At 43.6% G+C, this 24,792-nt stretch carries 25 protein-coding genes and 1 pseudogene; 11 read left to right on the top strand and 15 right to left on the bottom strand.

Annotated features, from left to right (window positions below):
* The first annotated feature begins 232 nt into the window (after nucleotides 1–232).
* Nucleotides 233–1,231 carry a GGDEF domain-containing protein gene (locus AB4351_RS21230; RefSeq protein WP_372127089.1) on the top strand — a complete coding sequence of 333 codons (999 nt, stop codon included), beginning with the start codon at nucleotides 233–235 and terminating at the stop codon, nucleotides 1,229–1,231.
* A 100-nt stretch (nucleotides 1,232–1,331) separates the two neighbouring features.
* Here AB4351_RS21230 and AB4351_RS21225 read toward each other — a convergent pair whose 3' ends face one another.
* Together AB4351_RS21225 and AB4351_RS21220 are read right to left on the bottom strand one after the other, a co-directional pair.
* On the bottom strand, nucleotides 1,332–2,078 hold the full coding sequence (locus tag AB4351_RS21225) for a nuclear transport factor 2 family protein (protein ID WP_372127087.1): 747 nt from the start codon (nucleotides 2,076–2,078) through the stop codon (nucleotides 1,332–1,334).
* A gap of 197 nt (nucleotides 2,079–2,275) precedes the next feature.
* Nucleotides 2,276–2,776 carry a nuclear transport factor 2 family protein gene (locus AB4351_RS21220; RefSeq protein ID WP_017059088.1) on the bottom strand — a complete coding sequence of 167 codons (501 nt, stop codon included), beginning with the start codon at nucleotides 2,774–2,776 and terminating at the stop codon, nucleotides 2,276–2,278.
* A gap of 164 nt (nucleotides 2,777–2,940) precedes the next feature.
* Here AB4351_RS21220 and AB4351_RS21215 point away from each other — a divergent pair, with 164 nt between their 5' ends.
* Nucleotides 2,941–3,825: a LysR family transcriptional regulator gene (locus AB4351_RS21215; protein WP_372127085.1), complete on the top strand. Its 885-nt coding sequence runs from the start codon at nucleotides 2,941–2,943 to the stop codon at nucleotides 3,823–3,825.
* Here AB4351_RS21215 and AB4351_RS21210 read toward each other — a convergent pair.
* The 3 genes from AB4351_RS21210 to AB4351_RS21200 all read right to left on the bottom strand — a co-directional run bounded on the left by AB4351_RS21210 (nucleotide 3,822) and on the right by AB4351_RS21200 (nucleotide 7,076).
* Entirely contained in the window at nucleotides 3,822–4,844 is a 1,023-nt protein-coding gene (locus AB4351_RS21210) for a DUF2955 domain-containing protein (RefSeq protein WP_372127083.1), read from the bottom strand. The two genes, AB4351_RS21215 and AB4351_RS21210, sit on opposite strands and share 4 nt — an antisense overlap.
* A gap of 12 nt (nucleotides 4,845–4,856) precedes the next feature.
* Complete coding sequence (locus AB4351_RS21205) at nucleotides 4,857–5,906, bottom strand: HlyD family secretion protein (protein ID WP_372127081.1); 1,050 nt, start codon at nucleotides 5,904–5,906, stop codon at nucleotides 4,857–4,859.
* 273 nt (nucleotides 5,907–6,179) lie between these two features.
* Complete coding sequence (locus tag AB4351_RS21200; RefSeq protein ID WP_372074108.1) at nucleotides 6,180–7,076, bottom strand: LysR family transcriptional regulator; 897 nt, start codon at nucleotides 7,074–7,076, stop codon at nucleotides 6,180–6,182.
* A gap of 137 nt (nucleotides 7,077–7,213) precedes the next feature.
* Between AB4351_RS21200 and accD the strand changes: the two genes are divergently transcribed.
* Nucleotides 7,214–8,080, top strand: a complete 867-nt coding sequence (gene accD, locus AB4351_RS21195; RefSeq protein ID WP_372073984.1) for an acetyl-CoA carboxylase, carboxyltransferase subunit beta — start codon at nucleotides 7,214–7,216, stop codon at nucleotides 8,078–8,080.
* 234 nt (nucleotides 8,081–8,314) lie between these two features.
* Nucleotides 8,315–8,557, top strand: a complete 243-nt coding sequence (locus AB4351_RS21190; protein ID WP_048611711.1) for a hypothetical protein — start codon at nucleotides 8,315–8,317, stop codon at nucleotides 8,555–8,557.
* Nucleotides 8,558–8,708: 151 nt separating this feature from the next.
* On the opposite strand, the gene AB4351_RS21185 is transcribed toward AB4351_RS21190, so the two are convergent.
* Nucleotides 8,709–10,520 (bottom strand): PLP-dependent transferase, encoded by a 1,812-nt coding sequence (locus AB4351_RS21185; RefSeq protein WP_372127079.1) that lies wholly within the window; start codon nucleotides 10,518–10,520, stop codon nucleotides 8,709–8,711.
* Between the two features lie 142 nt (nucleotides 10,521–10,662).
* On the opposite strand from AB4351_RS21185, the gene AB4351_RS21180 reads away from it, so the two are divergent.
* Complete coding sequence (locus AB4351_RS21180; RefSeq protein ID WP_017059083.1) at nucleotides 10,663–11,118, top strand: Lrp/AsnC family transcriptional regulator; 456 nt, start codon at nucleotides 10,663–10,665, stop codon at nucleotides 11,116–11,118.
* A gap of 11 nt (nucleotides 11,119–11,129) precedes the next feature.
* Here the strand turns inward: AB4351_RS21180 and AB4351_RS21175 are convergent, their stop codons facing one another.
* Nucleotides 11,130–11,756 (bottom strand): type II secretion system protein, encoded by a 627-nt coding sequence (locus AB4351_RS21175; RefSeq protein WP_372127077.1) that lies wholly within the window; start codon nucleotides 11,754–11,756, stop codon nucleotides 11,130–11,132.
* Between the two features lie 408 nt (nucleotides 11,757–12,164).
* On the opposite strand from AB4351_RS21175, the gene AB4351_RS21170 reads away from it, so the two are divergent.
* From AB4351_RS21170 to AB4351_RS21160, 3 genes are all read left to right on the top strand, one after another.
* Nucleotides 12,165–13,073 carry a dienelactone hydrolase family protein gene (locus AB4351_RS21170; protein WP_017059076.1) on the top strand — a complete coding sequence of 303 codons (909 nt, stop codon included), beginning with the start codon at nucleotides 12,165–12,167 and terminating at the stop codon, nucleotides 13,071–13,073.
* Nucleotides 13,074–13,404: 331 nt separating this feature from the next.
* Entirely contained in the window at nucleotides 13,405–14,208 is an 804-nt protein-coding gene (locus AB4351_RS21165) for a MetQ/NlpA family ABC transporter substrate-binding protein (RefSeq protein WP_017059075.1), read from the top strand.
* Nucleotides 14,209–14,405: 197 nt separating this feature from the next.
* Entirely contained in the window at nucleotides 14,406–15,086 is a 681-nt protein-coding gene (locus AB4351_RS21160; protein ID WP_017065459.1) for a haloacid dehalogenase type II, read from the top strand.
* A gap of 167 nt (nucleotides 15,087–15,253) precedes the next feature.
* Here the strand turns inward: AB4351_RS21160 and AB4351_RS21155 are convergent, their stop codons facing one another.
* The 3 genes from AB4351_RS21155 to AB4351_RS21145 form a co-directional block, all read right to left on the bottom strand.
* Entirely contained in the window at nucleotides 15,254–15,622 is a 369-nt protein-coding gene (locus tag AB4351_RS21155) for a hypothetical protein (RefSeq protein ID WP_372127075.1), read from the bottom strand.
* A 15-nt stretch (nucleotides 15,623–15,637) separates the two neighbouring features.
* Nucleotides 15,638–16,510, bottom strand: a complete 873-nt coding sequence (locus AB4351_RS21150; protein WP_017070388.1) for a patatin-like phospholipase family protein — start codon at nucleotides 16,508–16,510, stop codon at nucleotides 15,638–15,640.
* Nucleotides 16,511–16,593: 83 nt separating this feature from the next.
* Entirely contained in the window at nucleotides 16,594–16,932 is a 339-nt protein-coding gene (locus AB4351_RS21145; RefSeq protein WP_017059071.1) for a hypothetical protein, read from the bottom strand.
* 317 nt (nucleotides 16,933–17,249) lie between these two features.
* Between AB4351_RS21145 and AB4351_RS21140 the strand changes: the two genes are divergently transcribed.
* Complete coding sequence (locus tag AB4351_RS21140) at nucleotides 17,250–18,758, top strand: DUF3360 domain-containing protein (RefSeq protein WP_017065456.1); 1,509 nt, start codon at nucleotides 17,250–17,252, stop codon at nucleotides 18,756–18,758.
* 95 nt (nucleotides 18,759–18,853) lie between these two features.
* On the opposite strand, the gene AB4351_RS21135 is transcribed toward AB4351_RS21140, so the two are convergent.
* The 4 genes from AB4351_RS21135 to AB4351_RS21120 form a co-directional block, all read right to left on the bottom strand.
* On the bottom strand, nucleotides 18,854–19,714 hold the full coding sequence (locus tag AB4351_RS21135; protein WP_372127073.1) for an MFS transporter: 861 nt from the start codon (nucleotides 19,712–19,714) through the stop codon (nucleotides 18,854–18,856).
* Nucleotides 19,690–19,938 carry a hypothetical protein gene (locus AB4351_RS21130; RefSeq protein ID WP_372127071.1) on the bottom strand — a complete coding sequence of 83 codons (249 nt, stop codon included), beginning with the start codon at nucleotides 19,936–19,938 and terminating at the stop codon, nucleotides 19,690–19,692. Before AB4351_RS21130 ends, AB4351_RS21135 begins: the two co-directional genes overlap by 25 nt.
* 201 nt (nucleotides 19,939–20,139) lie before the next feature.
* On the bottom strand, nucleotides 20,140–20,772 hold the full coding sequence (locus AB4351_RS21125; protein ID WP_372127069.1) for a GTPase: 633 nt from the start codon (nucleotides 20,770–20,772) through the stop codon (nucleotides 20,140–20,142).
* 75 nt (nucleotides 20,773–20,847) lie between these two features.
* On the bottom strand, nucleotides 20,848–20,991 hold the full coding sequence (locus tag AB4351_RS21120; RefSeq protein WP_157938716.1) for a hypothetical protein: 144 nt from the start codon (nucleotides 20,989–20,991) through the stop codon (nucleotides 20,848–20,850).
* 893 nt (nucleotides 20,992–21,884) lie between these two features.
* Between AB4351_RS21120 and AB4351_RS21115 the strand changes: the two genes are divergently transcribed.
* Both AB4351_RS21115 and AB4351_RS21110 read left to right on the top strand, forming a co-directional pair.
* Nucleotides 21,885–23,087, top strand: a complete 1,203-nt coding sequence (locus tag AB4351_RS21115; protein WP_016790585.1) for a YbfB/YjiJ family MFS transporter — start codon at nucleotides 21,885–21,887, stop codon at nucleotides 23,085–23,087.
* 14 nt (nucleotides 23,088–23,101) lie between these two features.
* Nucleotides 23,102–23,734 (top strand): glutathione S-transferase family protein, encoded by a 633-nt coding sequence (locus tag AB4351_RS21110; RefSeq protein ID WP_372127066.1) that lies wholly within the window; start codon nucleotides 23,102–23,104, stop codon nucleotides 23,732–23,734.
* Between the two features lie 115 nt (nucleotides 23,735–23,849).
* Here AB4351_RS21110 and AB4351_RS21105 read toward each other — a convergent pair.
* A pseudogene (locus AB4351_RS21105) lies at nucleotides 23,850–24,719 on the bottom strand (hypothetical protein); the annotation flags it as partial.
* Between the last annotated feature and the right edge of the window lie 73 nt (nucleotides 24,720–24,792).

The following is a 24,792-nucleotide window of genomic DNA, read 5'->3' as shown; positions in this document are numbered from 1 at the left end:
TTTAATTACGCAACAAAGCCAATACAAATTGCGCAATACTGAATTGAGAGAGTTCATTTTTACGTTGTTGGTGATTTCATGGATGTACACACCTTAGCTATATATACCTCTTTGTTAGCAGCTACGGTTGCGAGTGCTATGTTGTTAACGCATAAATATATACTCGCAGGCACCACGTTAGGGGTAAATTATATTGCTTATGCTGCTTATGCTGCTTGGCTGTTAGGAGCCAGTGTTACCCCCGCTTTCGTTCGGCGTTACTCAATCTTCAGAATCCACTGTTTTTCTTTCCAATGGTGCATACGCAACGGCTTTTGGTTTGTTACTCGTCGGTATAACCGTGTTACGCGGAGCAAGTCGATCTTTTCTCGTAATATCAATCATCATTAGCTCCCTTGGCATTAGCTTCTTCCTTTATAGCGCCCTAATTGCGCCTTCTGTAACTTCTAGGATCGAGGCTCGAAGTATTCTCGTTGTGACGATATGTATCTTAGCCCTCTGTGCAAACTATTCAGGGGAAAAGCACGATAACAGAGAAGCAAAGTGTCTGTTGAATCTGACCCTGTTTATCAACATTCTCTATATGGCAATTAGGAGCGTACTTGCTCATACCAAAGGAACGAATTCGAACTATTACCTGATATCAGATATTCATAAATTGTCTTTCGTTATCATGACAATCACAATTGTTAGCCTCGCATTTTCAGTGTTTTGGATCTTAACTGATCGTTTGTTTAAGCAGACCTATCGTTCATCGATCACTGATGAACAAACCGGCCTTTATAACCGTAGAGGCCTAGCAGAACTGATACCCAAGCTTGTTCAACCAGGCCGAGAGAGTGACATTTCTGTACTGATTGCCGACCTAGATCACTTCAAAAAAATTAATGATACCTATGGTCATGACAAGGGAGATGATGTGATTAAGTACTTTGGTCAAATTCTTGAAGATACATGCCGCACAAGCGATTTCTGTTTTCGCTATGGTGGAGAAGAGTTTGTTGTCATGCTACCTAGAGCGAATAAAGTTCAAGCAATGCAGATAGCTGAAAGAATAAGAAACCACGCAAAACACAACTCCAATCAAGAGCTCTCTTCTGGCACGTATACTGTCAGCATTGGAGTGACTCAAGCCCTCATAAACGATGACTGGAATTCATTAATTAAAAGAGCGGATAACGCCCTCTACGACGCAAAATCTCAAGGGCGCGATTGCATTGTTGAGCGTTAAGGCGAGTTGTAAAACAGTGTAAATACTCTTCCATCACAAAACATGTTGGCTAAGATTCAAGAGGTTAAACACACACAACCAGTAAGGTTAGCAAGCGACTCTAGAACTTCCCGCCATTTACCCATTCTGCTTTTGGTGGCACGGGCTCTTGGTTTACCCATATCTCTTTAATTTGACCTCCCTCAACTAGGAATAGATCAAAACGCGCAACCTCGAGACCATTATCAATAACTCGGCTGTAAGCTGCTACGAAGTTACCTTGACCGACAATCTTGAACACTTGGTCATAGCCACCAATATAGCTATCTAAAGGGCTCACATCTGAGGCTTGATAAACGGCTAGCTCTTCGTGCTGGAGATACTTTGATAGCTTGTCTTTCTGCCCTAGTACCATGACATCACATAAAAAATCACGGATAAGGTTCTTATTCTCCTCTGTTTTATCTAAGTCAGTATGATTGATTGGCCCTTGCAGTCGACCTTCCCCTTCCGTCGGTTGAGCTTCGAAGGCAGAAATCACATCCCAATGTTCAATAATTTTATCGTCATTATCGGTATCGAATAGATCCGTAGTCACCCACTTATATTCGCCATTATTAATATCTTGGAATGCTTGAACAAACACGAATTGGCCATCGACGATTGAACGTATGATCTTTATGTCTCTAACAGGGCAGCGTTTTAAGAACGGTTCGAAGAACTCAACAAAACCATCAATACCGTTGCGAACCCCAGTGCTATGTTGAGTATAACGTTGACCGGTGTACTTCGTTACCGCCTCTAATGCATGACCATCTCGGATACCTTCCATATACAGATTAGTCGCATTCGCTAGCTTATTGCTCATAGATAGTTTCTCCAAACTTAATAGTGCCAAAGTACGTTATTTGGCTCGTACACTGAAACTCAGAACTAGATTGTCTCAGGTGTCCTTTTAACTGTCGGATTGTTGAATAGGCTCTTCGCGTCGCTATTCAAAACCAAGTTAAGCTCGATATACGTCTACAGCATATCGAGCCTTTACAACCTAATTGGTCACTGTGGTTACTGTTTGGCGTGATAAGCTTTAGATACTGCGTAACTATCCTCAAACCAGTTCCAACTCTTCACTTTGCCATCTTCAACCTGAACTCGAACCGCCCAGCTGAATTTACCCGTGTCTACACCAGATTCATTCGCAATGGCACTCATGCTGCCCATGAATACTGCTTGGTCGCCGTTTACAAAACTATAGTCTGTTGACCAGCTTGTGACTTTCAAACCTGCGCCAAATAGAGGAAAGAAAGTGTTGAGCACTTTTTCTTTTGACTCCCAGTTACCGATCCAAGGGATGTCGGCGTCACCTTCGTTGTGCCAGACAAAATCATCGGCCATTAATGACTCGAGTTTTGCCATATCACCTGAGCCTGCCGCCCATAAGAATGCTTGAGCCGTTTCTAGTGTCTTTGCTGAATCGACTGCTTTTGTTTCATCTGCAAGGGCTGGAGTGAATTGAAAGAAAGCCAGAAGACTCGCTAGACCGATAAGTAGATTTTTCTTTAACATTTTCTTTCTCCTGATTGTCAATTTTGAAGCTCAATGCGTGGGAGATTAAAAGTGCCATCAGTGCATGCTTTGAACTTCAGTTCTGTTTGTTGCCTTGTTGAGATAACTATAGCTGTGCTAAATTTTTGGTAAACTCACTAATTGAACACGTTGGATATGCGCAAATGCACAACATAAGATGGGATGACCTGCAATATGTTCTAACAGTGGCGAATGAAGGATCCCTGTCGGCCGCGGCAAGAGCACTTGGTGTAAACCACAGCACCGTTTTACGTCGTATTGACACCTTTGAGTATCGTCACAAATTACGAATTTTCCATAAACTTCCTACCGGATACAAACTAACGGTTGAAGGGCAAAAGCTTCTGGAGTCAGCTCTCGCTATCGAATCCACAGTAAGAGAATTGGAGCACAAGGTTTTTGGACAGGAATTGAAGCTAGAAGGTACGCTAAGAATAACGACGACCGATGCGTTATCTCGCCTCATTCTGGGTACTCATTTGGCTGCTTTTCATCGGCTTTATCCAAAAATTCAGTTAGAACTCAGCCTCACATCTCGTCAATTGGATATTTCACACCTAGATGCAGATATCGCGATTCGCCCGGCAAATGAGTTGCCAGCCCATTTAGTTGGGACCAAGTTAAGTAAAATTGCCTTTGGTGTTTACGGATCGCCAGAATATATAAATGGCCTTAAGAGTAAGCACCCCTTAAAGTCTGCATCTTGGTTAATGATGCATAGAGGCAGTGCTTCGCTACAGGTTTCTGAACTGATTTCGGAAGACAAAATTGTCATGAAAGCCGACTCTTTTGAGCCCCTGATCATCGCGGCTGAAAATCAGATGGGGTTAGCCTACTTACCCTGCTTTTTAGGTAACAGTAAGGGAACTCTGCAAAGAGTAGATATGGAAGTGATGCACCAAAATACAGACCTATGGATGATGACTCATAAAGATTTAGAAGATTCAGCCAAAGTAAAAGCATTTTTTAATTTTATGAAAGGCTCAATCAAATCAGACCATAATCGGTTGGCCGGATTTGATTATTAGCGAACGAGTGCCGGCTCTTCACCATTAGGCTTACGAACAAAATGACACAAAGCCCACAGCACAAACAAAGTCACAGTCAGCTCCCAAGCGCGTAGGAAGGTACTTTCCAACCCTAAATTGCTACTGGTCATGTACAACTGAATCGGCAGCATAGTCGCCAATAACGCATCGGCATGAATGTCTCTGGCTGAACCTTTCGCTTTGGCCATTGATGCGGTGATCATAAAGGCAAATAAACCCAACACTATGGTGTAGTAACCGAATGTAGATTGATGCCCTGCCATCAACAAGGTGAACACCACGGCGAATGCACAGCCGCCCACTTGAGTTTGAAAACGGCGGTCAACCACGTCGATAAAGCTTTTGTGTGTGGTTTGGGTTGCAGCAGCAATCACTGGCACCATGCAGAACGTTGCAGAGATAATGTCGACAATCATCAAGAATGCCAAACCAAGACCAATCAACGCGAGTGAAATTGCTCTGCTCTCAAATGTGACAGGCTGTTCTTTAAATACAGGAGGCTTGTTTCCTTGCTCAACAGGGAACAGAGCCACCATGGTTTTTGCTACTACCATGGTAATCAACATGGATACCAAAATTTCATGAATACGCATCGGCATATCCATGGTGGTATGCTGAGCAAACACCACAATCAAAATCCAGTCGAAGGTTGGCATCAACATTTTACCTTTCTTCGCTGGCGTAGTGGCTCGACGACGCATAAAGTCGAAGAAGAACAGGCTGATGGTCCACACCACAAACGGATGCTGTGAAAATACCTCAGTCACCACCAACGCTGTACTTGCTGCCAATAAAGTGGGTGCCAAGGTACGGATCAGACCAAGCCAAGAGTAATCTTTATTCTTGGTCATGATGATGGTTGGATACAACGCCAGATAAACGGGAGAGTCTAGGTTTAGTAGCTTTCCCAACACCATACAAATCGTCACAGTAAGTGCGACACGCAGCGCTTCATTACGTTGAGAATGACCCTGTGCGGTGTTTTCGAATGTCCACATAGTCATCTCCTACTAATAGATGTAGCGAAATGTTGAAACCAAGTGAATCCAAGCCGAGCCAATAACGTGCATTATTGGGTTACCGCTTTCAACAATCACACTCACTCGTGAACCTGAGATCATCGAAGGATCCAGTTCGTTAACTGTAATGCGGGTACGTACTTTCTGTTGCTCACGGATCCAACGCGTATCATTAGTCACGCTAGACAGCTTGCCATTGGCATTACTGGTGTCGTAAATCGCACGCTCTTGGCTACTCACTTCACCCGTAAAGACTTTGCCCGGTAGCGCATCAAAAGAGACCAAAACTTCGCGGCCATTAGTAAGCTTATCAATGCCTTTCTCATTGAAGTCTGCACTGATCCACGCATGAGCTTCGTCCACCAGCAGCAATGATGAAGTGCCTTGAGTGATATAACTGCCCGATTGCAATTGTAAGTTGGTCACGACACCTTCCGTTTGCGCGACGACTTGAGTGTGGCCTAAATCCAGTTCCGCACTCGCAAGTTTTGCTTCTGCTAATTCAATGGCCGCTGTGCGGTCTTGGGTCGATAACTCAACCTCAATGCGTTCCACTTCCGCGTTCGCAGCTTCAACCGCACTACTCGCAACTTGTGTATTGGTGATTGCATCATCAAGATCTTGTTCAGTCGCAAGCCCTTTGTTACGCAGTTTTTGGTTACGTGCGAGTTTCTGTTTCGCGTTGTGATATTCGAATTCTCGTTGGCTTTGTGTTTGTTTCGCTGCTGCTAATTGCTGCCATTTCGCTGAGTCAGAATCACGCGCTTGATGCAGTTCGGCTTGCGCTTGTGCCACTTTCAATTGGTAGCTACTGGCATCGATAGCAAATAATGGCTGACCTTTTTCAACCAACTCGCCATTACTAACCATGACGTCGGTAATTACGCCGGACACTTCTGGCGCAATGGTCGCCACGTTACGATACAAAGTCGCTTGAGTGGTGAAAGGGGAAACATTATCTGAGGTGACTAAAAAAGCGGAGAACAATGCTGCCGCTGAAAAAACAGTGTAAATTGCGTATCTATAAAAATTTTCGTTCATGTTTGTGCCTAGTTTTCATTCGTTATAAAGCGCCGCGCTCACGGCTTATTCAATCCTCTTTTCTACGAAAACTAGGTTATAACCATTCACAATTGGAAAATAGAGCCAATAAAAGAAGTGTGGATTCCACATTTGGAAAGGTTTATGATTTGTACCGATTTCGCTCGATGGTTGAGCGAAAAGGTCAGATAAGGGTGTATTGAAACGTTAGAAGACTGAATCAAGGTGAGCTTAAGAGGAGTTTAACAGTGGAACCTCACACACAAACCCAAGTTACTTCCCTTGATCCTGTAAGTGCTCAATGAAAGCCGGAACCTTTTTCGCTATGTGTTTTCTTGATGCATAAAAAGCGTATAGAACTAAATCTTCAGGTTGATATTCAAGTTCTATGATCTCTAGTTCGCCTGTCTCGATCTCGTGACGACAGAGTTCTTTAGGAAGTATCGCAAAGCCCAAACCAACCAATGCGCCAGCTTTAGCAAGTTGTCCACTATTCACTTTAAACGCAGATTTTACTCTTTGAGTAATCACCTCACTTGTTTCGTTCTTAAATACCCATGGCGTTCCGTTTAGTGCGGTAAAGCTATTAATACACGGTACATGTTTCAAATCCGTAATCTTAAAAGGCTTGGAAGATGTGCGAAGAAGTTTGGGGGAAGCCACAACAACGCTAGACCAACGTTTAATCTCTTTCGCTATCCAATTGTTATCCTCAAGTTTCCCTCGATGAAAACTCAGAATAACGTCAAATCCATCGAGCAAGTCCTCTTTAGGGCTGATGCTTGTATCGCAACACAATGAAATAGATGGGTATTTGGTGCAGAATGAAACAACGGCTTGAGCGAGTTCCTGTGAATCAGGCATTAGAACATTGAGCTGCCCCACCACATGACGTGAGTGCTGCGTTACCTCCGTAAGCGCTTCGTTAAGCTTGTCCAATAAAGGCTGAGTACGTAAATAAAGATGCTCGCCTGCTTCTGTCGGGGCTATACGGCGCGTCGTTCTATCGAACAATCGAGCATCTAACCGCTCTTCTAATAAAGCAATGTGACGACTTACATTTGAGGTCGGTAAACACAAAAACTCCGCCGCTCTTTTAAAGCTATTGTTCTCATAAACACAGTGAAAACTTTTTAGCCATTGTTGGTCAATCTTCTCAAGCATTCCCATTAACCTCATCCATATCAATAATCCGCCGACACCAACAATCCCACCAAATAGGATTATAAAGCCAATTTTAAGCACTTTATTACCAAAAACAGGCTTATACAATGCTCATCATTAAAGTGAACTGGATAAGGTTTCCAATGAGTTGGTTAGAAAAGCTATTAGATAAGAAGAATATAATAAGTACCCGTAAAGCTTCTATTCCTGAAGGGGTATGGACCAAGTGCTCTGCGTGTGATCAAGTCTTATACCGATTAGCCCTTAGAGAAAACCTGGAGGTCTGCCCAAAGTGTGATCATCACATGAGGATGACAGCACGCTGTCGTTTAGACAGCTTCTTGGATAAAGGAGTGATGACTGAAATTGGTAGCCAACATGAACCACAAGACTTACTCAATTTTAAGGATCAGAAACGCTACAAAGAACGTATCGCACTTGCTCAAAAAAGCACGGGCGAAAAAGATGCCCTAGTCGCTGCAAAAGGAGAACTTTTGGGACTTCCGGTAGTGGCGTGTGCTTTCGAATTTTCTTTTATGGCAGGTTCAATGAGTAGCGTTGTTGGGGCTCGCTTTGTTGACGCGGTTAACTCAGCCATTGAGGCTAATTGTGGATTAGTCTGTTTTTCGGCTTGTGGTGGAGCTCGCATGCAAGAATCGCTAATGGCATTAATGCAGATGGCCAAAACCAGTGCTGCGTTAAAGCGACTATCCGATGCAAAGCTCCCTTATATATCCGTGTTAACCGACCAAACCTTTGGTGGAGTCTCGGCAAGTATAGCTATGCTCGGTGACATCAATATAGGTGAACCTAAAGCGCGAATTGGTTTTGCCGGTCGCAGGGTGATAGAACAAACAGTACGTGAAAAATTACCTGACGATTTTCAGCAGAGTGAGTTCCTACTCGAGCATGGTGCTTTAGACATGATTGTTGATAGACGTGAGATGCGCGCCCGAGTGGCCAAGCTAATCGCAATGATGACCAACACTCAGATTCAAGTTGATCATTAAAAACCTCCCCCTCTAGCTCCCCCTCAAATGACCAACAACGATCTCTTTAGATTAACGAGCGAGGGGGAGAACATTCTTTATCGCTGAACATACCCGTACCCAGTTACATTCCATTAGATTACTGAATTTGAACTAGCTTCTTATGGTTAAAATGCCTATTGTACAAACCATAAAATTATAAAGACTCGCGGCCTTTGCCGCAGAGACTCTCCATTTAAAGCGAAAAGACTTACTATGAATTTTGATATCAATGCACTGAAACATCACCAACTGGTCGAAGATGGTCAATTAGAAGGGTGTTACATTCATCAGCCTGTGCAAGGCAGTCAGCCAGATGACAAAGCCGTTTTAGAAGAGCGCCAAGCGCTGGAAAGCCAAGGATATAAGGTGGTTCAGGTTAAAGCGAAAGGCGGAACAACTACGTTTGCCGAGGCTATGCAAGAGCTTGCGAAAAAGACAGGCCACCAGCCAAAATAGTAAGTGACTTGGTAAACCAATATGGTCACTAGGTTCTATATCAAGAAAGCACCCTACCGACTACTGAGTCAGCAGGGTGCTTTTTTATTGACGGCCTTTTAACTGACTAATCTTGTTAACTTTTCTTACTGAGCTAAGTTACCGACCTAAGTTACTGACTCAGCTCACTGAACTTCGGCAAGCTTTTCACAAACCTCTGGTGTACATCCATATAAGTTTGCATATAGATTTCATCGATATTGTCACCACTCGGGAAGCTGGATGAGAAATCTACGTGGTTGCGGTCAATCGACAATTTAGCCGCCTCGACAATATGAGCAATGAACATTCGAGGATCTTCCAAGCCAATAGAGATACGCATTGTCGTCGGTTTGATACCGGCTTCATTGAGCGCTTCATCACTGAGTTCTGAGTGCGTAGTCAGGGCTGGGCACAGCGCCACGGTGTTGGTTTGCCCTAAGCTCACTTGCATGCCGATTGCTGGCTCAAGCATGTCGAAGAACTGTTTGAATCCATCTCGATTGATTGGCGCACGATCGCCGTTACCTTCCATATCGATTGTGAAAAGCGCCGCTGGCAAACCCAAGTACATGTTGTTCTGGCAGTGTTCATAGTTGTCACTGTCTGGCAAAGCAGGACACGATACGTTGATGTCAGGGTGAGCATCAAAGATCTTCGCGAGAGTCAGTGTATTAATCGTTTTTTGCACCACTCGCATCTCATACGTTTTCATACCATTGAGCACTTCAAACGCTTTGTCTGCGTCTAGGAATGCGCCCTTAATGTAGTACACATTCCAAAACAGCGTTTCGTTCCATGGAATGGTGACCTCATCGCCGTTGGACTTGGTGAAAGTGACCTCCTCTCCTTTTGGAATAAACATGGTCTCGTTGCGGCCAATCACAACTCCAGCGGTTGTGGTGCCAGAACCCGCCAGTTCTTTGGTGTAGGAGTGAATCACATAATCGGGTCTTTCAGCCACATCGTCGCGTTTTAGTACTGGATGCAGCAATGGAGTCCCCACTGTCGAGTCAACAATTACGTCCCAACCACGAGAGTGACCAGCTTTACTAATGCTAGCAACATCCAACACGTATCCATGCGGGTTACACGGTGACTCTAGGTAGACGTAGATTTTCTTACCCGCAGCGATGCGATCTGCGTATTTATGAGCAACCTCATCAAGGCGCGTCGCAAACTCATCACCGGAGTAACCATCCACCCACTCCACCGCGACATTTAGGTTAGACGGTTTCCCAAACCAATCTTCCAACAACTGGTAAGAACCGCCATAGATATTACGTGAAGCCAAGACTATGTCTTCATGTCCAAGTAAATGGCTCAACAATCCATCAATGGCCGCCATACCCGAATTAAAGTTCCATGCGAGGTATTCGTTGGCTCTAGAGCCTGCCTCGATATCAACCATATGGTTAGCCAGTGAAATCGAGGTTGGGTTAAGCAGTCGAGAATAAATATCGTGCAGCGGTTCTTTACCGTTGAACGCATCTTCAATCCATTCTGTACAGGCAAATAAATAGGTCGCGGTACGTGTAATAACCGGGCTTGCCGAGAAGATAGCCGCCACATTATCGAAGATAGGATACGCGCCTTTAGACGCAAAGTTGCCATTATTGGTGGCAATGGATTGGTAAGTGGCACGCATCGGGTTTTGCAGGTTATCGAGGATCTTAGCGATCTGGAATGACAGGAAACGTTTGGCGTTAAACCAGGCGATTCGGTCACTCTTGTCGAGTTCTGAAAGTCCATCAACGGTCAATGCCCAAAGGTCGTGAGTCTTGGTATTGGCTTTGTACAGCGTCGTCGCCAGTTCGATAAGCGTGACGCCGTAATCACTGTTTGGATCGATACCAAAGTGCTTTGCTTGCTCAATCGCAAGGGCTTCTGCTTGTTCGTGTTTGGTGGTTTTACGCAGCGGGCTAAGTTGAGTTGAAGTATTCATAATTCTTAAGTCATTCCATGCTTGTTGTTCCTCCTTTAATTTTAGTTTTGTACTGATGTTAAAAATTGCTATTTGCGAAGTAAGACATACACTTTGAGCAATAATATTGCCAAACTAAATTCAATATTGATGGATTATGCCAATGGACGAGATCGACAAGAAAATACTGGCTGAACTGCAAAACAACGCTCGGCTGTCTAATCAAGAGTTGGCCGATCGAGTAGCACTGTCGCCCTCTCCTTGCTTACGCCGAGTTCGAGCATTAGAGAAACAAGGGATAATTCGTGGTTACCACGCCAGTGTCGACCAAGAAGCGTGTGGCCTGCCAGTCAATGTGTTTGTGTTGGTGAAACTTGAAAAGCCGACAGAAGAGAACATGCGAGACTTTGAGCAGCACATTGAAGTGATTGACGAGGTGTTAGAGTGTTTTCTGATGACGGGCAATCACGACTACCTATTGCATGTAGTCAGTGAATCGCTAAAAAGCTACGAGCAGTTCATCCGTAAACAACTAACTCGCCTGCCTAATATTGCTTCTATTGAATCCAGCTTCGCCTTCGGTCAGGTAAAAACTAAGACCAAGTTGCCAGTGAGGTAATTAGAAACGACTTAATTTGTCTGTGCTGAAGGCATTGGATAATCATCTCCAATCATACAGATAAGAGCGCCACCAAAAGCTTTTTCGTAACGTATTTTTCCTGTCGCATCTGAGCTTTCTATACTCGAACTGCCGTCCACAATCTTATTAATTTCTTGTGCGACTTTTGTTGGTACCCACCAGATACAAGCTGCAACAGAGCAAGTGGATGATGACGATTCGCAACCTGTCTCGGAGCTTCCTCTTATCCAAAGACTATCCTTTTCCTTAAGCAGTAATTGCGTTGCTATGTAATCTGGGTGGTCGATGTACTGATCGCCACCTATCCATGTATCTTCATAAGGTAGGTACGGCCCTTTCCATGTGGATAAGCCCGGATTTGCAATTAAGTGATTGATGTTTAAGTAGCCGAAGTTCGTATCGGTATCGGAAGCAATAGGAGGCAGAGAGCCATTATCACGAGAATATTGCTCAGCGGCATCCAAAACAGTATTCAGTTGGCCGATTAGAAATTTTGCCTCGTCGACACGGGACATACGGTTCCCGAACTGGTTGTAGATAAAAAAAGCGGCAATGAGCATCAGTAAGCCAAACGTTACAAGTTTCCATTTTTTTATCTGACGCAGAAGTTTCAACATCTATTTTATCTCTCATCAAGAAGGTTCTGATAACGCTAAGGTCGTCCCTATGAGAAAGATTATACCAGAGTAAAATCAAGCGTTTTGCATTGAAACTTACTTGTCCATGTCTGCGGAAAATAAGCCTAGCTCTAATGTGCCCAACTTCGATTTAGAGCCTCCCTAAAAACAAACAATCATCACATCCGACTTCACTGACTTAACCCTCAAATCAACCTTGTATTGAATTGCTCCGTAAAACAAACCAAAGCGATGGAAATCGATTCGAAGTGATCGTTTTATCGGACTGTCATCTAATTTTTGTACTTTGATATAACAAATAGCTCAAAAATTATTGAGCGATCGTTCAATTATATCAAATTTTCCACTATAGTTGATTGGTCAAACAACTCACAACAAGGAAAAGTTATGAATCCAAATACCGAATCTCAATCAACGCCGACTCGATCTATCCCTCAAGAAGCATTTGATTGGTACGACGAATATGCACACGGCCTGATTGATCGCAGAGAGTTTATGGCTCGTCTATCTGGGCTAGCTGTACTTGGCTTAACCATGACGACGCTAACTTCTGCACTGATTCCTAATTATGCGCAGGCAGAGCAAGTCTCTTTCAATGACCCTTCCATCAAAGCAACCTACGAGAAGTTTCCTTCACCTAAAGGACACGGCGAAGGCTATGGTTACTTGGTTGTACCCAAAGAGTTAGAGGGCAATGCGCCTGTTGTATTGGTCATTCATGAAAATAGAGGCCTCAATCCATACATAAAGGATGTGGCAAGACGACTCGCAGCGGCGGGGTTTATTGCGTTTGCACCTGATGCACTCTATTCGCTTGGCGGGTATCCAGGTAATGATGATGAAGGTCGAACGATGCAGAAGTCGCTATCAAAAGAGAAAATCGAAGAAGACTTTATCGCAGCGGCAAACTTCTTGAAGTCCCATGAAAAAAGTAACGGTAAGCTAGGCGCAGTCGGTTTCTGCTTCGGTGGCTATATCGTGAATATGTTGGCCGCTGTCATGCCAGAGCAACTCGATGCAGGCGTTCCATTTTATGGTACTCCTGCCGCACCAGATTTAAGAAAAAATGTAAAAGGCCCCTTGCTCATCCAATTTGCGGGAATCGATAAACGCGTGAATGCGACTTGGCCAGATTATGAAGCCGAACTCAAAGAGAACGAAGCAGACTACACAGCTTACATCTATGACGGCGTGAACCATGGCTTCCATAACGATTCAACTGGCCGCTATGCTGAAGAAGAAGCAGAGTTAGCTTGGAAACGTACACTTGAGTTCTTTAACCAAAAGCTTTCTTAATAGTTAGCTTTACTGAACCCGTTTTCTTTAGATTCCGAGTGACTGCCCTATTCCCTACAAAACCCAAAAGGCCTCGCACTCGCGAGGCCTTTGTTGGTCGGTAATCAGTTCCTCCCTTTTCCCATTACCAACAATAGGTTTGAGATGTAAACCAAGGGGGTTAGAAGGGGATTGTCGGTCGAGTCTCACGTACAGAAGCCTCGTTGATTCACTGACTTAACCGCTCATCAATGTAACTTCGCTTCAAACAAACCTATTGACCCGATCGCGCAAATAGATAATATAGATAGCTAGACGTCTACATGTCTTTTATTTATTAAATGGAGTTATCATGAACAGCTACAAAAAAATCACAGCATCCCTGTTGGCATTAGCTTTCGTATTCGGTGTAACAGGATGTGGAAAAAAAGACGAGGCTGTCATCAAGATTGGGGCGACAGTTGGCCCACATGCACAAGTTGTACAAGCTGTTGCCAAAGAAGCAGCAAAGCAAGGGATAAACATTGAACTCGTCGAGTTCTCAGACTATATCACCCCTAACGCAGCATTAGATGATGGAAGTATCCAACTGAACAGTTACCAGCATCAGCCATTCCTCGATAACTTTAATGCCAATCACGATAGCCAGTTAGTTTCTATCGGACGTTCAATTTTGATGCGTATGGGCGTTTACTCGAACAAGTACACTTCGCTTGATTCTATTCCCGAAAACGCTCGAATCGCGATTCCAAACGATCCAACGAATGGCGGGCGTGGACTATTACTGCTTGAAGATGCAGGGCTGATCTCATTAAAAGACAACGCTGGTTTCAACGCGTCTTTAAACGATATTGTTAGCAACCCGAAGAACATTCGATTTGTTGAAGTGGATGCCGCGCAGCTACCCCGCTCTCTTGACGATGTAGATGCTGCTGCAATCACCATGAACTATGTAATGTCGGCTGGACTCGACCCTAAGAAACAAGGCATTTACTTAGAGAAAAAAGACGCACCTTTAGCAGTGATGGTTGTTGCGGCGCGAGAAGAAGACAAAAATAATGAAACGTATAAAAAGATTATCTCAATTTACCACTCACAAGAGATCAATGACTTTTTAGACAGCACTTTCAAAGGCACCATCGAAGCCGCAAATTAAGCTAAATCGTTTCAGATTTGGCGTTGCATGATACTCATAAAGCAACGCCAGATTTGAGTTGGCGGGTTGTCGTTGACGCATTCCAGCTTCTTTTCAAATTAGAGAGCAAAGCTTTAGTTACTTGAATGGAGGTTGAAAACCATATCGTCAGAGCAGATTATGTAAGCATAAAATTCAATTAAATCTGGGGGCTTTGCATGAAAAAAGAAGTGATACTTTTTGATATAAACGAAACGGTTTTAAATTTGGAGTCATTACAGCCTAAATTTAAAGCGGTGTTTGGAAAGGAGGATGCATTATCACTTTGGTTTTCAAAGCTTTTACACTCTTCAACGGTTTGCATCGCAACAAACGTAAAATCTACTTTTTCTGAATTAGCGAATGCAGCGCTCAACGCTATTGCACAACGGTACAAGTGTGATTTAACGGCGGAAAGCAAAGGTGCCTTGTTAACTTCTTTTGCCAATCTACCACCGCACACAGATATCAAAGCGTCTTTGCTCAAATTGCGCGAGAACGGGTTTAAAACCGTCGCTTTTTCCAACTCATCCCTCGATCTCATCACTTCTCAAATCAAGAACTCAGGCTTAGAAGATTATTTCGACACCGTCATTTCCGTTGAAGAAACAGGCAGTTTCAAACCCAATTCAGATGTGTATAACTTTGCAGCCGAAACTTTAAAAGAGCCTGTCGAAAACCTTCGTCTTGTCGCTACTCATGATTGGGACACTCATGGTGCGCTATCCGCTGGCTTACAAGCAGCCTATATAGACCGAACAGGAGTTGAGTATCATTCCTTGTATTTGAAACCGGAGATTAGCTCAAGGACGATGAATGGTGTGGTGGAACAAATAATTAAGCACAATTTAGACAAGTAAAATCTCAAGAGACTTTTCTACTCCTGATTCGATACAACCACCCTGTAGTGGTCAACAAATTCCGGACACTGACTTAACCGCTTTGATCAACCTTGTGTTGAACTGCTCTGGTTATAGAGACGCTGTCGGTTACCTAAAAACTGCAGTTACCTAGCAACAAATATAAGCTAGAAACTACTGTAAGAATGAGGAACGCGTTTGTCTTCATCCCAGCCTGATAGCTCAATATTGATCAATGATTTGCGCTGATCATTACACAGTGAAGCGATATTGATGATAGGCAGTTGACTACGAAACTGCGCTGTAAGGATGACCTTTTTACTTTCGTTAAGGCTGCTTCTGCATTGCCGCAAAATCGCTTCAGTATCTAGTTGGTGTGCGTTTTCGATAATTTGGATATCAGCATTCTCTTGATAGCAATCTATCAACCAAGATACAGCAGGCTCTTCTATGCTGGTGAGCACGATGACATCTTTTGTTGTGACCAATTCTTTGAGTTCAGATAGTTTGAGTTCAGTTTCCATAGCTACCCTCATTCAGCAGCAAATACATTAAAGTCGATTGCCCAGTTTAGCCTGTGCTAAGTGGTAGCCTCTGTCGATCATCTCTTGTGAGCGATCAAACTCTAGGGTGCCACAAGCATTGCGTGGGATCTCAAGCGTGATATCGGCGGGGTAAGCGGCCAACTTTTGGCGAGCAATGGTCGATTGCATCGCATCAAATGCTTGGTTGGCAATATCGTAAAAAGCAAAGTTGAAGCTCATTTTGCTTTTTACACTGCTACCGAGGTTATCGATAAAATGCACAACCTTCTCATGCAGGTTGCTCTCTTTTGTTGGCAGGGAAACCGGTATCACTTCCTGTTTAACCATTTCAGGTTCACCACCTAAATTCACAGCCAGTGTAAAGTCTGTATTATCACCAAAGGTAGGCGCAATCGGTACGGGATTAAGAACGCCGCCATCAATCAGCACTTCTCCATTGATAACGTGAGGGGTCAAGAACAGTGGCAAAGAGATAGAGGCGCGAATGGCATCAAACAGAGAACCTGATTGCAGCCAAACCTCTTTTTCATCGGCGACGTTAGCGGCAACTGCGGTATAAGGGATGGGCAGATCTTCAATTGAAATCTCGCCGATCAGTCCACGCAGAGTGTCGATGATCTTGTCCCCTTTGAACATACCACTCGACTGCCATGAAAAGTCCAACAACATCGCCATATCACCTTGGTCGATACTGGTGACCCACTCTTCAAATTCATCCAACTTGCCCGCAGCGTAGACACCACCGATAAGTGCGCCAATTGAACAGCCAGAAATGGATTTTATCTGATAGCCATGCTCAATTAACCAGCGGATGACTCCAACGTGAACCAAGCCTCTTGCGCCACCACTGCCAAGTACCAATGAGATCGTTTTTGCCATCATATTAATCCTTTAGTTTTAAATTCTAGGTGGGCTAACTCGCCGATTTACCAATTCGCCGATCTCAACTCACTGAATCACTCTCAGTCCATACGGGTAATGAAGGTTTGCTCGTCATCGACAAAAGCCACGTAGTCGCCGTGATAGATAAAAACCCGACCACGCCCTTCAACGATACACGCAAGCTGTGGGTTCAAATCTTCTTCAATATCTCTACTTTGAAAAGTGCCGGTATCGGTGATCACACCGCGGAGTTTAGGCAAAAATCCATAACTGCGTTTGGCTTGATCAATCAGGCTCAACTCGCTGGCGGTAGAAAAGCAAGCTGGGATTGGGCCTGCATCTTCGATAAACATAGTTTTCAGTTCTTCAAAGGCTGTAATTACCAGCCAGTCGATGCCATTTACGTGATGGATAAACATTGTTTATAAATACCTAGTTTCTCGATAACTCTAATGCGGAGATTCTATCACTATCAAGTGCAGAACGTGGGAGAAATTAAGGGACTACAAATAACCAGACACATACTATCTACAGGGTCTAATACTAGTCGTCCGACTCTACGACTAATGTCTAACCGACTGAGTCTATTTGTTTTTTTTGGTTTGGTATAAGGTACTAACAACTAAATGTTAATGAGTTTTTAATTATAAGTTGACGCATTGTTTGCACTTCATACCGTGAGTCAACAACGTTTGTTGGAATAACACACCTAAGAGTGTGAACGAAAGGAATCAAAATGAGCACTACTTTAGAGTCCGCACATATACAAACAGAGAAGCCTCAAGCCAATGAGGATGAACTCACCTATGAACAACAACATAAACCAAGCTCAGAGTTTGAATCCCGAGAACAGTATCTAGAACACGAATTGCAAATCATGTCGCCTAAGCGCTGGCGTCCAAATTTGCCGTTTAAAGATTATCGATTTGAGATAGAAGACACCATCCCAGCGATGGCGGCGACCATTGGTAAAGTGGTTATGGTGGGCGCTATTGCAGCCACCTTTGCTGGGGCTCTCGGATTAAATGAAGACTTCATTCTAGAAAACGTTCGTTATGAACTCCTCATCGCCTCTGTTTTCATTATTATTTTCTCTGGCTTCCTGTTACCGACCGCGAACCTCGCAGGTACACACGGCCCACTCATTCCTTTAATTCCGATTGTGGTTGCAGCAGGCGGACACCCTATGGCGTTTGGATTGCTGATTGGCGCTTTTGGCCTAATCTTAGCCATCAGTAAAGGTGGCAGTATGTTGGCCAACCTCACCAGTAAAGGCGTATGTGGCGGATTATTGCTCTACCTTGGCTTTGTTGGAACCGCTTCTCAAGTGAAAAAGCTGTTCGCTTGGGCTGAAGGAATTGGCATGAGCCACATCGCGTTTGTCGTCATCTTTTGCACCATTATCTTGTACGCGTTATTGGAACACTTCCGCAAACGTTGGTTAGCCGTACCTCTTAGTTGTTTACTGGGTGGTACGATTGCATTTGCCATGGGTGCCCCATTTGCTTTCCACACAGAGCCAGGTTTGCCTAACATGAACCCTATGTATTGGTGGGGAGAAGATACAGGCTGGATGCTTGGCCTACCGACGATTGAACACTTCATGGTGGTATTGCCGTTTGCGATTCTAGCCGTGGCGATGTGGTCGCCAGATTTCTTAGGGCATCAAGTATTCCAAAAGATCAGCTATCCAGAACGTACCGAAAAAGTACACATGAACATTGACGACACCATGACCACGGCTTCAATTCGTCAAACGTTCGGTTCTCTGCTCGGTGGTACTAACTTTACGTCTTCATGGGGTACTTATATCGTACCGGCGGCGATTGCTAAACGCCCTATTCCTGCCGGCGCATTGCTCACAGCTCTGTTCTGTATCATCGCCGCGGTTTGGGGTTACCCGATGGATCTAGCTATCTGGCAGCCTGTACTTTGTGTAGCACTCATTGTTGGGGTATTTGTGCCATTGCTAGAAGCTGGCATGGAAATGACGCGTGAAGGAAAAACCACGCAATCGGCAGCGATTGTCGTATTTTCTTCGGCGCTCGTTAACCCTGCATTTGGTTGGGCTCTCACTATGCTGTTGGATAACTTAGGCTTAGTCGGTTGTAAAGAACGTAGTAGTGAGCTTAGTAAAATGAGCCGTTGGGTGTTGCCTGGCATTATGTTTATTGTACTAAGTGGCGTGATGGCGTTGGTTGGCCTTCTACCGGGGATTCCAGCGATTATCCCAAGCTTCCGTTAAACTCGATTAATATTGAGTTTTAGCCGGAACAAAAAGGCCTCGCAATCGCGAGGCCTTAGTTTTATTTATCAAACTAGTGAGAAAAATGAGTGTCGCTATTGGCTCTGTAGCTTATTAAATCCATTAATTCGCTGATGAAGCTGCGTGCCCATAGTCAACGATACCAACAGACTAATCAAAGCAATCACTGCTCCAGAAACAAACACCCATTGATAACCAGACATCCAGATGATTCCCAACAAAAATGGTAAGAATACCGCTGCAATATGGTTAATCGTGAATGACAAACTCGCCGTTGAAGCCACTTCATCTTCCCTAATTGTCTTTTTAAAGTAGGTGTTCAAAGCGATCGCAAAACTAAAAATGATACTGTCGATAACATACAACCCCGCTGCCGCATAATGATCATCCACAAATGCGTAAGATAGGAACACCAGCACTAACGCGGCATACTCAATGACCAAAGCTTGCCTCTCTCCTACTCGATCGATAAATCTCCCAACATAAGGTAAAGCAAGAGTCGCTGCTAAGCTAGATACCATAAATAAAGCAGCCATCATCGCAATCGAATATTGAAACTTGGTCACCATCAGTAAGCCAGCAAATGCCACAAAGATCTGTCTTCTTGCCCCACTCAAAAAGGTAAGAATGTAATAGGTCGTGTATTCGCGTCGGACAATGAGTTTGGTGTGTTGTTTAAGCTCTGTGTGAGTATCTTGAAACGTGACCAAGTAAACCGCCAACGAGAAACATATTAGTCCACAAGTAAAGAAAATAGCCTTATCTGAAACGTCAAAAAGATAGCTCGCGACCATAATGCACAGAAAAGTCACCATCGAGAAAAAAGAGGCTGCAGAGCGAATATTTCCCATTGATTCACTAAAGTTCTCAGTCGCTAACAATTGCGTTGAAAGTGATTTGTTCACCGCTTCTAGATAATGGAAACCGATAGACATGATCGTCGTGCTGAAATAGAAGCCATAAATCGAAGGCAAATACCCGTCATTGCAACACCTAGCCCTAATGTTGCAACCGACAATACCGCGACTCTTTGTTCTGAAGCGATGAACAACAGAAACAAAACAGTAAATGAGAGCAAGCCTGGGATTTCCCTAACACTCTGCAATACACCCACATCAGCACCGGTCATACCGACAGTATCGACAGCGAAGTTATTCATAACAACTCGCCATCCAGTATTCGCTATCACTGACGCGATAGCGATGATAACCAACATCGCGAATGAGCTTCGCGATGTTAAAAGCCTAAGCCAGAGAGTCATTTAAGCCGCCGATTCTAAAAGAAAATCTTGAATATGATCGCGCATGAATAAAGCCATCGAAGAGAGGTCTTCCCATGTTTCTTTATTCGTGTGGGTAATTCACTCAACAAAAACTTTGCTTAAGTGTGGCTTAGCATGTAACCAACGACTGACATATTTCCCGGTGTAACACACATGCTGCATTTCATCTTCTAAGATTTTTTGAATCGTTGGACGCATTTGTTTCATGTAATCATCGTCAGACTCATCGATGATCGCCAAATGCAGTAACAGTAAACGCCATGAACGTATTTCAATAGAATGAACCCTAAACAGGAATGTCTTGAGCTCATCGTCAAAGTTCATGACTTTATCTAACTCATATTGAACTTCATGTTCATGCGTTTCTGTCTCGTACCCAGTTAAAGGAATAAGACTGGCAAACAACGTAGAATGATTCATCTCATCGTTATAATGACGCAACATAAGCGGCCTTAATTCATCATCTGCATACCGCTCTGCGATCATTCGTAACCTTGCCGCACCTTTAGCCTCATCGATTGCATTGTGTAAAAGGTAGTAAGCCATCATCTTTTTATTTTGAAAAATAGTTCGAGCCAAACCATTCATCATCTCAGAAGTGAAAGACAAATCAGATACTAAATATTTCTCAATGCAATCCTTATATTCTTTTGAAAGACTCACACCTTGGGTATCGAATAAATCATAGAGACTGTTTTGTATATTAATCATAAACCATTCCTTTCCTCAGCAGACATCTTCAATAAGACACTCTCACGAGTGCCTTATTAAGAGGGAGCAAGCTAATTAGCGAGACTCTTTTTTGTGGTGTTCTGACGGGGCTGGATTCGGTTCAAAGGCAGCATTCGATCGCACCAGTCTTGGAGGTTGGTTAGAGATATCTTGCTTCTTAAGTTTTAACGATAAAGCCGTTCTTAGTTTTCCGTTCATATTCAGATCCTCAAAAATAATGGTATGTTCTGAGCTTGGTAACGATATGCAACTAAGACAAAGAACACAGAAACAATACAGTTAGTTAACAAGTTGTTACACGATCATTTTTAAAATGTTATTTTTTGGGATTGATAAGTATTCAGAGAGCTTTTGCTTCTTTGAGAAATTCATTGGAGATTATTATTTGTCGCTGTTAATGAAATCCCGTGGAACGGTTCTATTAAACCAAAAACCTCCCCCTCTAGCTCCCCTCAAATGCAGTTCACCGTTCTCATTAGATTAACGTTCGAAGAGAAGAACATTCATTGACGCTGAACATATAGCTGCACTTGTCACGATCGATATTCAGCTCCTCCCCTTTCCCATTACCAACAAGAGATTGGAGATGTAAACCAAGGGGGAGGTTAGGAGGGGATTTGCAGCCTATGCTAACGTGCATCTGCACCTTTGTTTCGCTCTACAGAACACCAAAGGCCTCGCACATGCGAGGCCTTGTTTTATCTATCGAACGGTTACAGCTATTCTTTATCAACGGCAACGCCCGACCGCACTGACTTCAACGCTTTCATCAACGTTGTGTTGAACGGATCTAGCATCAAAGCCTCTCAAATGAACTTAAACGCTCTCTTTAGATTAACGTTCGAGTGAGAGGGCATTCTTTGCCATTGAACATATGGCTATAGTTGTAACGATCGATATTCAGTTACTCCCCCTCTGCCATTAGCTTTTACCTATACTAGCTAGAGATTAGAGATGTAAATGACCAATCTGACACTTACAAAAAATGTAAGTTGTCATCAAACCTTAAACATTAGAGCAAAAACTCAGCTTAGATAGTTCAAGTTTAAATGTTAGCGTAATGTTACATATGCAAACCAACAGTACGAGATATGCAGCACGTAAAACTCTTAAACCGCAACACCTTCGCTGGGCTCGCAGCAACATTAGTTGGGAACGGGATTGGTCGCTTTGCCTACATAGCATTAATGCCTGTGCTCATTCAAAGTGGGTGGTTCTCAAGCGAAGATGCCTCCATACTCGGCGCAGCAACACTGATTGGCTATATATTCGGAGCTCCTGCATCGAGCTTTTTACAAAGATATTATTCAACAGGCACACTCATACGTGCCTCTTTGTTGTTAAGTAGCTTTAGCTATCTTGGTTGTGCCTTAAAATCTGCGCCCTTTGAATGGTTTTTAACGCTTAGAACCATTGCGGGTATATCAGGTGCCGTACTCATGGTACTCGCACCACCCGTGATCACCAGCCTTCACCCTCAAGAGATGAAAGCAAGAATCAGTGGCGTCGTATTTTCAGGCATTGGCCTCGGCGCCATGATTTCAGGAACAATCATACCTTTGCTTATCTACCAAAGTGTTGAAAGTGCATGGTTAGGTATGGGAGCGATCGCTTTTCTCGCAACTGTCCTGACGTGGAAGACATGGGCTCTTGAAGCTAAACCAAACCATTGTGATAAAAGCCCATCGACGTTTGATGCCTTATCTAAGAATAAGCGCATTAGTATTAGCTGCGTACTTTTAGCCTACACCTTTAGCGCCATTGGTTATTTACCTCATACTCTTTTTTGGGTCGACTATATTGTTCGAGAGCTAAAAATGAGTTTTGCGAGCGGTGGTTTTTATTGGGCTGTGTTTGGAATAGGAGCAGCGATTGGGCCAATAGTAACTGGTATATTAGGGGATAAATTTGGACTTAAAAAAGCACTATTAGCGGCGTTTATTTGTAAAGCTGCTGGGGTTGCTCTTCCACTATTAAGCACCAGTGAAACAGCACTTTTTGCTTCATCTTTGTTGGTCGGTATGTTTACGCCTGGCACCGTAACACTGGTATCAACCTACACCTTAGAAATCGTCGGGACTCAGCTCCATACGAAATCTTGGGGAGCAATGACAATGGCTTTTGCTATATCGCAAGGAATAGTCGGCTTCGTTATGGCTCACTACGCCCCTCAACTCACCAGTTATAACCTCTTATTTATGATCAGCGCGAGTGCACTGATTCTGTCGATACTCTGCATCGCATTTACATCAACCAAACAGCAGACATTAAACACTGCTCAAATAAGTTCTTAGCAAAGGAATCGCTCATGAAACTGTATTTAAACGACACATCTCCATTCTCCAGAGCAGTACTGGCAACGGCCTATTTGTGTGATGCTCCAATGGTTCTTGAATGGGTCGACCCGTGGCAAACACCCAGCACATTGGTCGCAGTTAATCCATTGAGTACCATTCCGGTTCTAGAAACCAGTGATGGGGTTGCACTGACCGAGAGTTTAACGATCTGTGAGTTCCTCATGCAAGCATACCCAACAGAAAAACTAACAGTGACCAAGGCTAGCGACACTCAACGTATGTCGTTATTGGGAGTGAGTAAAACGTTGATGGAAGTGGCCTTTCGGTGTGCTGCACTGAGCCGCTTCGAAGCTGAGCAAAACGAGCTAACGATTAGGGGAAAGGAAGGTATTAAAAGAAGCGTTAAAGCACTTATCGGGCAGTTGAATAACAATGACGATTTGCTTGAACCTGACTTCTCAACATTGTACCTGCACGTCGCATTAGATTACGTCTTATTCAGGCATGCTAATTTGCTTTCAGCAGAAGAGCGCGACATCCTCACTACTGCCTTACATAATTCGCCGTTTAAAGACACATTGGCAAAACTTAGCCTAGAGTCGCTTTCAAAAAAGCTTAACTATTGCGAATACAAAAATTCTTAATCACTTTGAACAGTGTTGTGTTGAACGAGTCTAACAAGGCCTCGCACACGCGAGGCCTTGTTTTATCTGCGTTCCAACGAACGAGTAGCTATAAATTTACGATGGTAAAACCAAATCAACTCGAGAGCCATTCATCCAATACTTTGATGAATTTAGGATTAATGAGATAACCGATAGAAGCATGGGGATTGCTTTTTCCATTGCGAATATTGAGGTTATAGACTGGGTGGATGTCTTTCATTCCACCGGGTATCAGATTCAGTTTGAGCATATCTTTAAAGTCATTTCTAATTTTGCTGTCATGAGAGATAAAATCATCTTCTGCCGAAATGTTTATCCATTGCTGAATGTTTAACGGGTACTTCTTCTCATCTTTCAAGCGGCTCCCTTTTAGCCTATCTTTTACGTTTTCATCGCCTAACGGGGACCCGAGCGTCAGCAATAAGTTGACCTTCTTGTCTGCACCATAGTCGTGTCTATACTCTCCGTAATGAGACAACTTCCACAGCACGTCATAACTGATCATCGACCCAAGGCTGTGCGCTACAATCATCACATCATCCTGATTATCAAGCGCTTCCTTCAGTTCAACCATTAGCCTATGCCTAACATCACTGCCAAAATAGGTATCTTCATTCCAATAGTGCGCCATGTCCGGCGCGACCTTAGTTATGAATGTCTCGGCCACACCTAGCTTTCCAAATAGTGACGAAAAAGTATCTGCTAACGCCTCTTTCAGAAAACCAATTTTAGATACCTTGTTATACGTTGTTTTATTGAACTGGCTTGTCTTGTACTTTTTGAGTTCAGACAACGCTTGCTGACGACTTGCAGGGTCTTCCGTTGGTTTGTCTAACAATGTATTTGATAGCTCACCGTAATAGACAAACCGTTTATCGACATCTTTAAAAGCTTGTAATGAACTTGAGCCGATACAATCTCGCTGTAAGCCATGCTCTATAGCCTCGTACCAGAGTGCTTGAAGTGTAGTGGATGATTGATTTTGGCCCGCAGATTAGAGGTTTTGCAATACTTCAGGGGCTCTTCTCCGCTTAGAT

The sequence above is a fragment of the Vibrio sp. 10N.261.51.F11 genome (assembly GCF_041471665.1).
Classification (GTDB): domain Bacteria; phylum Pseudomonadota; class Gammaproteobacteria; order Enterobacterales; family Vibrionaceae; genus Vibrio; species Vibrio crassostreae_C.
The sequence above is the reverse complement of the archived record's forward strand: the minus strand, read 5'-3'. Positions and strand labels throughout refer to the sequence as shown.

Bases quoted from the DNA above. Each gene is read 5' to 3' on its own strand.
- AB4351_RS21130 (WP_372127071.1), bottom strand. From the start codon at position 19,938: ATGAATAACTTCGCTGTCGATACTGTCGGTATGACCGGTGCTGATGTG.
- AB4351_RS21140 (WP_017065456.1), top strand. From the start codon at position 17,250: ATGAGCACTACTTTAGAGTCCGCACATATACAAACAGAGAAGCCTCAA.
- AB4351_RS21160 (WP_017065459.1), top strand. From the start codon at position 14,406: ATGAAAAAAGAAGTGATACTTTTTGATATAAACGAAACGGTTTTAAAT.
- AB4351_RS21115 (WP_016790585.1), top strand. From the start codon at position 21,885: ATGCAGCACGTAAAACTCTTAAACCGCAACACCTTCGCTGGGCTCGCA.
- AB4351_RS21170 (WP_017059076.1), top strand. From the start codon at position 12,165: ATGAATCCAAATACCGAATCTCAATCAACGCCGACTCGATCTATCCCT.
- AB4351_RS21155 (WP_372127075.1), bottom strand. From the start codon at position 15,622: ATGAGGGTAGCTATGGAAACTGAACTCAAACTATCTGAACTCAAAGAA.
- AB4351_RS21150 (WP_017070388.1), bottom strand. From the start codon at position 16,510: ATGGCAAAAACGATCTCATTGGTACTTGGCAGTGGTGGCGCAAGAGGC.
- AB4351_RS21125 (WP_372127069.1), bottom strand. From the start codon at position 20,772: ATGATTAATATACAAAACAGTCTCTATGATTTATTCGATACCCAAGGT.
- AB4351_RS21135 (WP_372127073.1), bottom strand. From the start codon at position 19,714: ATGTCTATCGGTTTCCATTATCTAGAAGCGGTGAACAAATCACTTTCA.
- AB4351_RS21110 (WP_372127066.1), top strand. From the start codon at position 23,102: ATGAAACTGTATTTAAACGACACATCTCCATTCTCCAGAGCAGTACTG.
- AB4351_RS21220 (WP_017059088.1), bottom strand. From the start codon at position 2,776: ATGTTAAAGAAAAATCTACTTATCGGTCTAGCGAGTCTTCTGGCTTTC.
- AB4351_RS21145 (WP_017059071.1), bottom strand. From the start codon at position 16,932: ATGTTTATCCATCACGTAAATGGCATCGACTGGCTGGTAATTACAGCC.
- AB4351_RS21180 (WP_017059083.1), top strand. From the start codon at position 10,663: ATGGACGAGATCGACAAGAAAATACTGGCTGAACTGCAAAACAACGCT.
- accD (WP_372073984.1), top strand. From the start codon at position 7,214: ATGAGTTGGTTAGAAAAGCTATTAGATAAGAAGAATATAATAAGTACC.
- AB4351_RS21225 (WP_372127087.1), bottom strand. From the start codon at position 2,078: ATGAGCAATAAGCTAGCGAATGCGACTAATCTGTATATGGAAGGTATC.
- AB4351_RS21175 (WP_372127077.1), bottom strand. From the start codon at position 11,756: ATGTTGAAACTTCTGCGTCAGATAAAAAAATGGAAACTTGTAACGTTT.
- AB4351_RS21120 (WP_157938716.1), bottom strand. From the start codon at position 20,991: ATGAACGGAAAACTAAGAACGGCTTTATCGTTAAAACTTAAGAAGCAA.
- AB4351_RS21185 (WP_372127079.1), bottom strand. From the start codon at position 10,520: ATGAATACTTCAACTCAACTTAGCCCGCTGCGTAAAACCACCAAACAC.
- AB4351_RS21210 (WP_372127083.1), bottom strand. From the start codon at position 4,844: ATGTGGACATTCGAAAACACCGCACAGGGTCATTCTCAACGTAATGAA.
- AB4351_RS21215 (WP_372127085.1), top strand. From the start codon at position 2,941: ATGCACAACATAAGATGGGATGACCTGCAATATGTTCTAACAGTGGCG.
- AB4351_RS21165 (WP_017059075.1), top strand. From the start codon at position 13,405: ATGAACAGCTACAAAAAAATCACAGCATCCCTGTTGGCATTAGCTTTC.
- AB4351_RS21200 (WP_372074108.1), bottom strand. From the start codon at position 7,076: ATGGGAATGCTTGAGAAGATTGACCAACAATGGCTAAAAAGTTTTCAC.
- AB4351_RS21190 (WP_048611711.1), top strand. From the start codon at position 8,315: ATGAATTTTGATATCAATGCACTGAAACATCACCAACTGGTCGAAGAT.
- AB4351_RS21205 (WP_372127081.1), bottom strand. From the start codon at position 5,906: ATGAACGAAAATTTTTATAGATACGCAATTTACACTGTTTTTTCAGCG.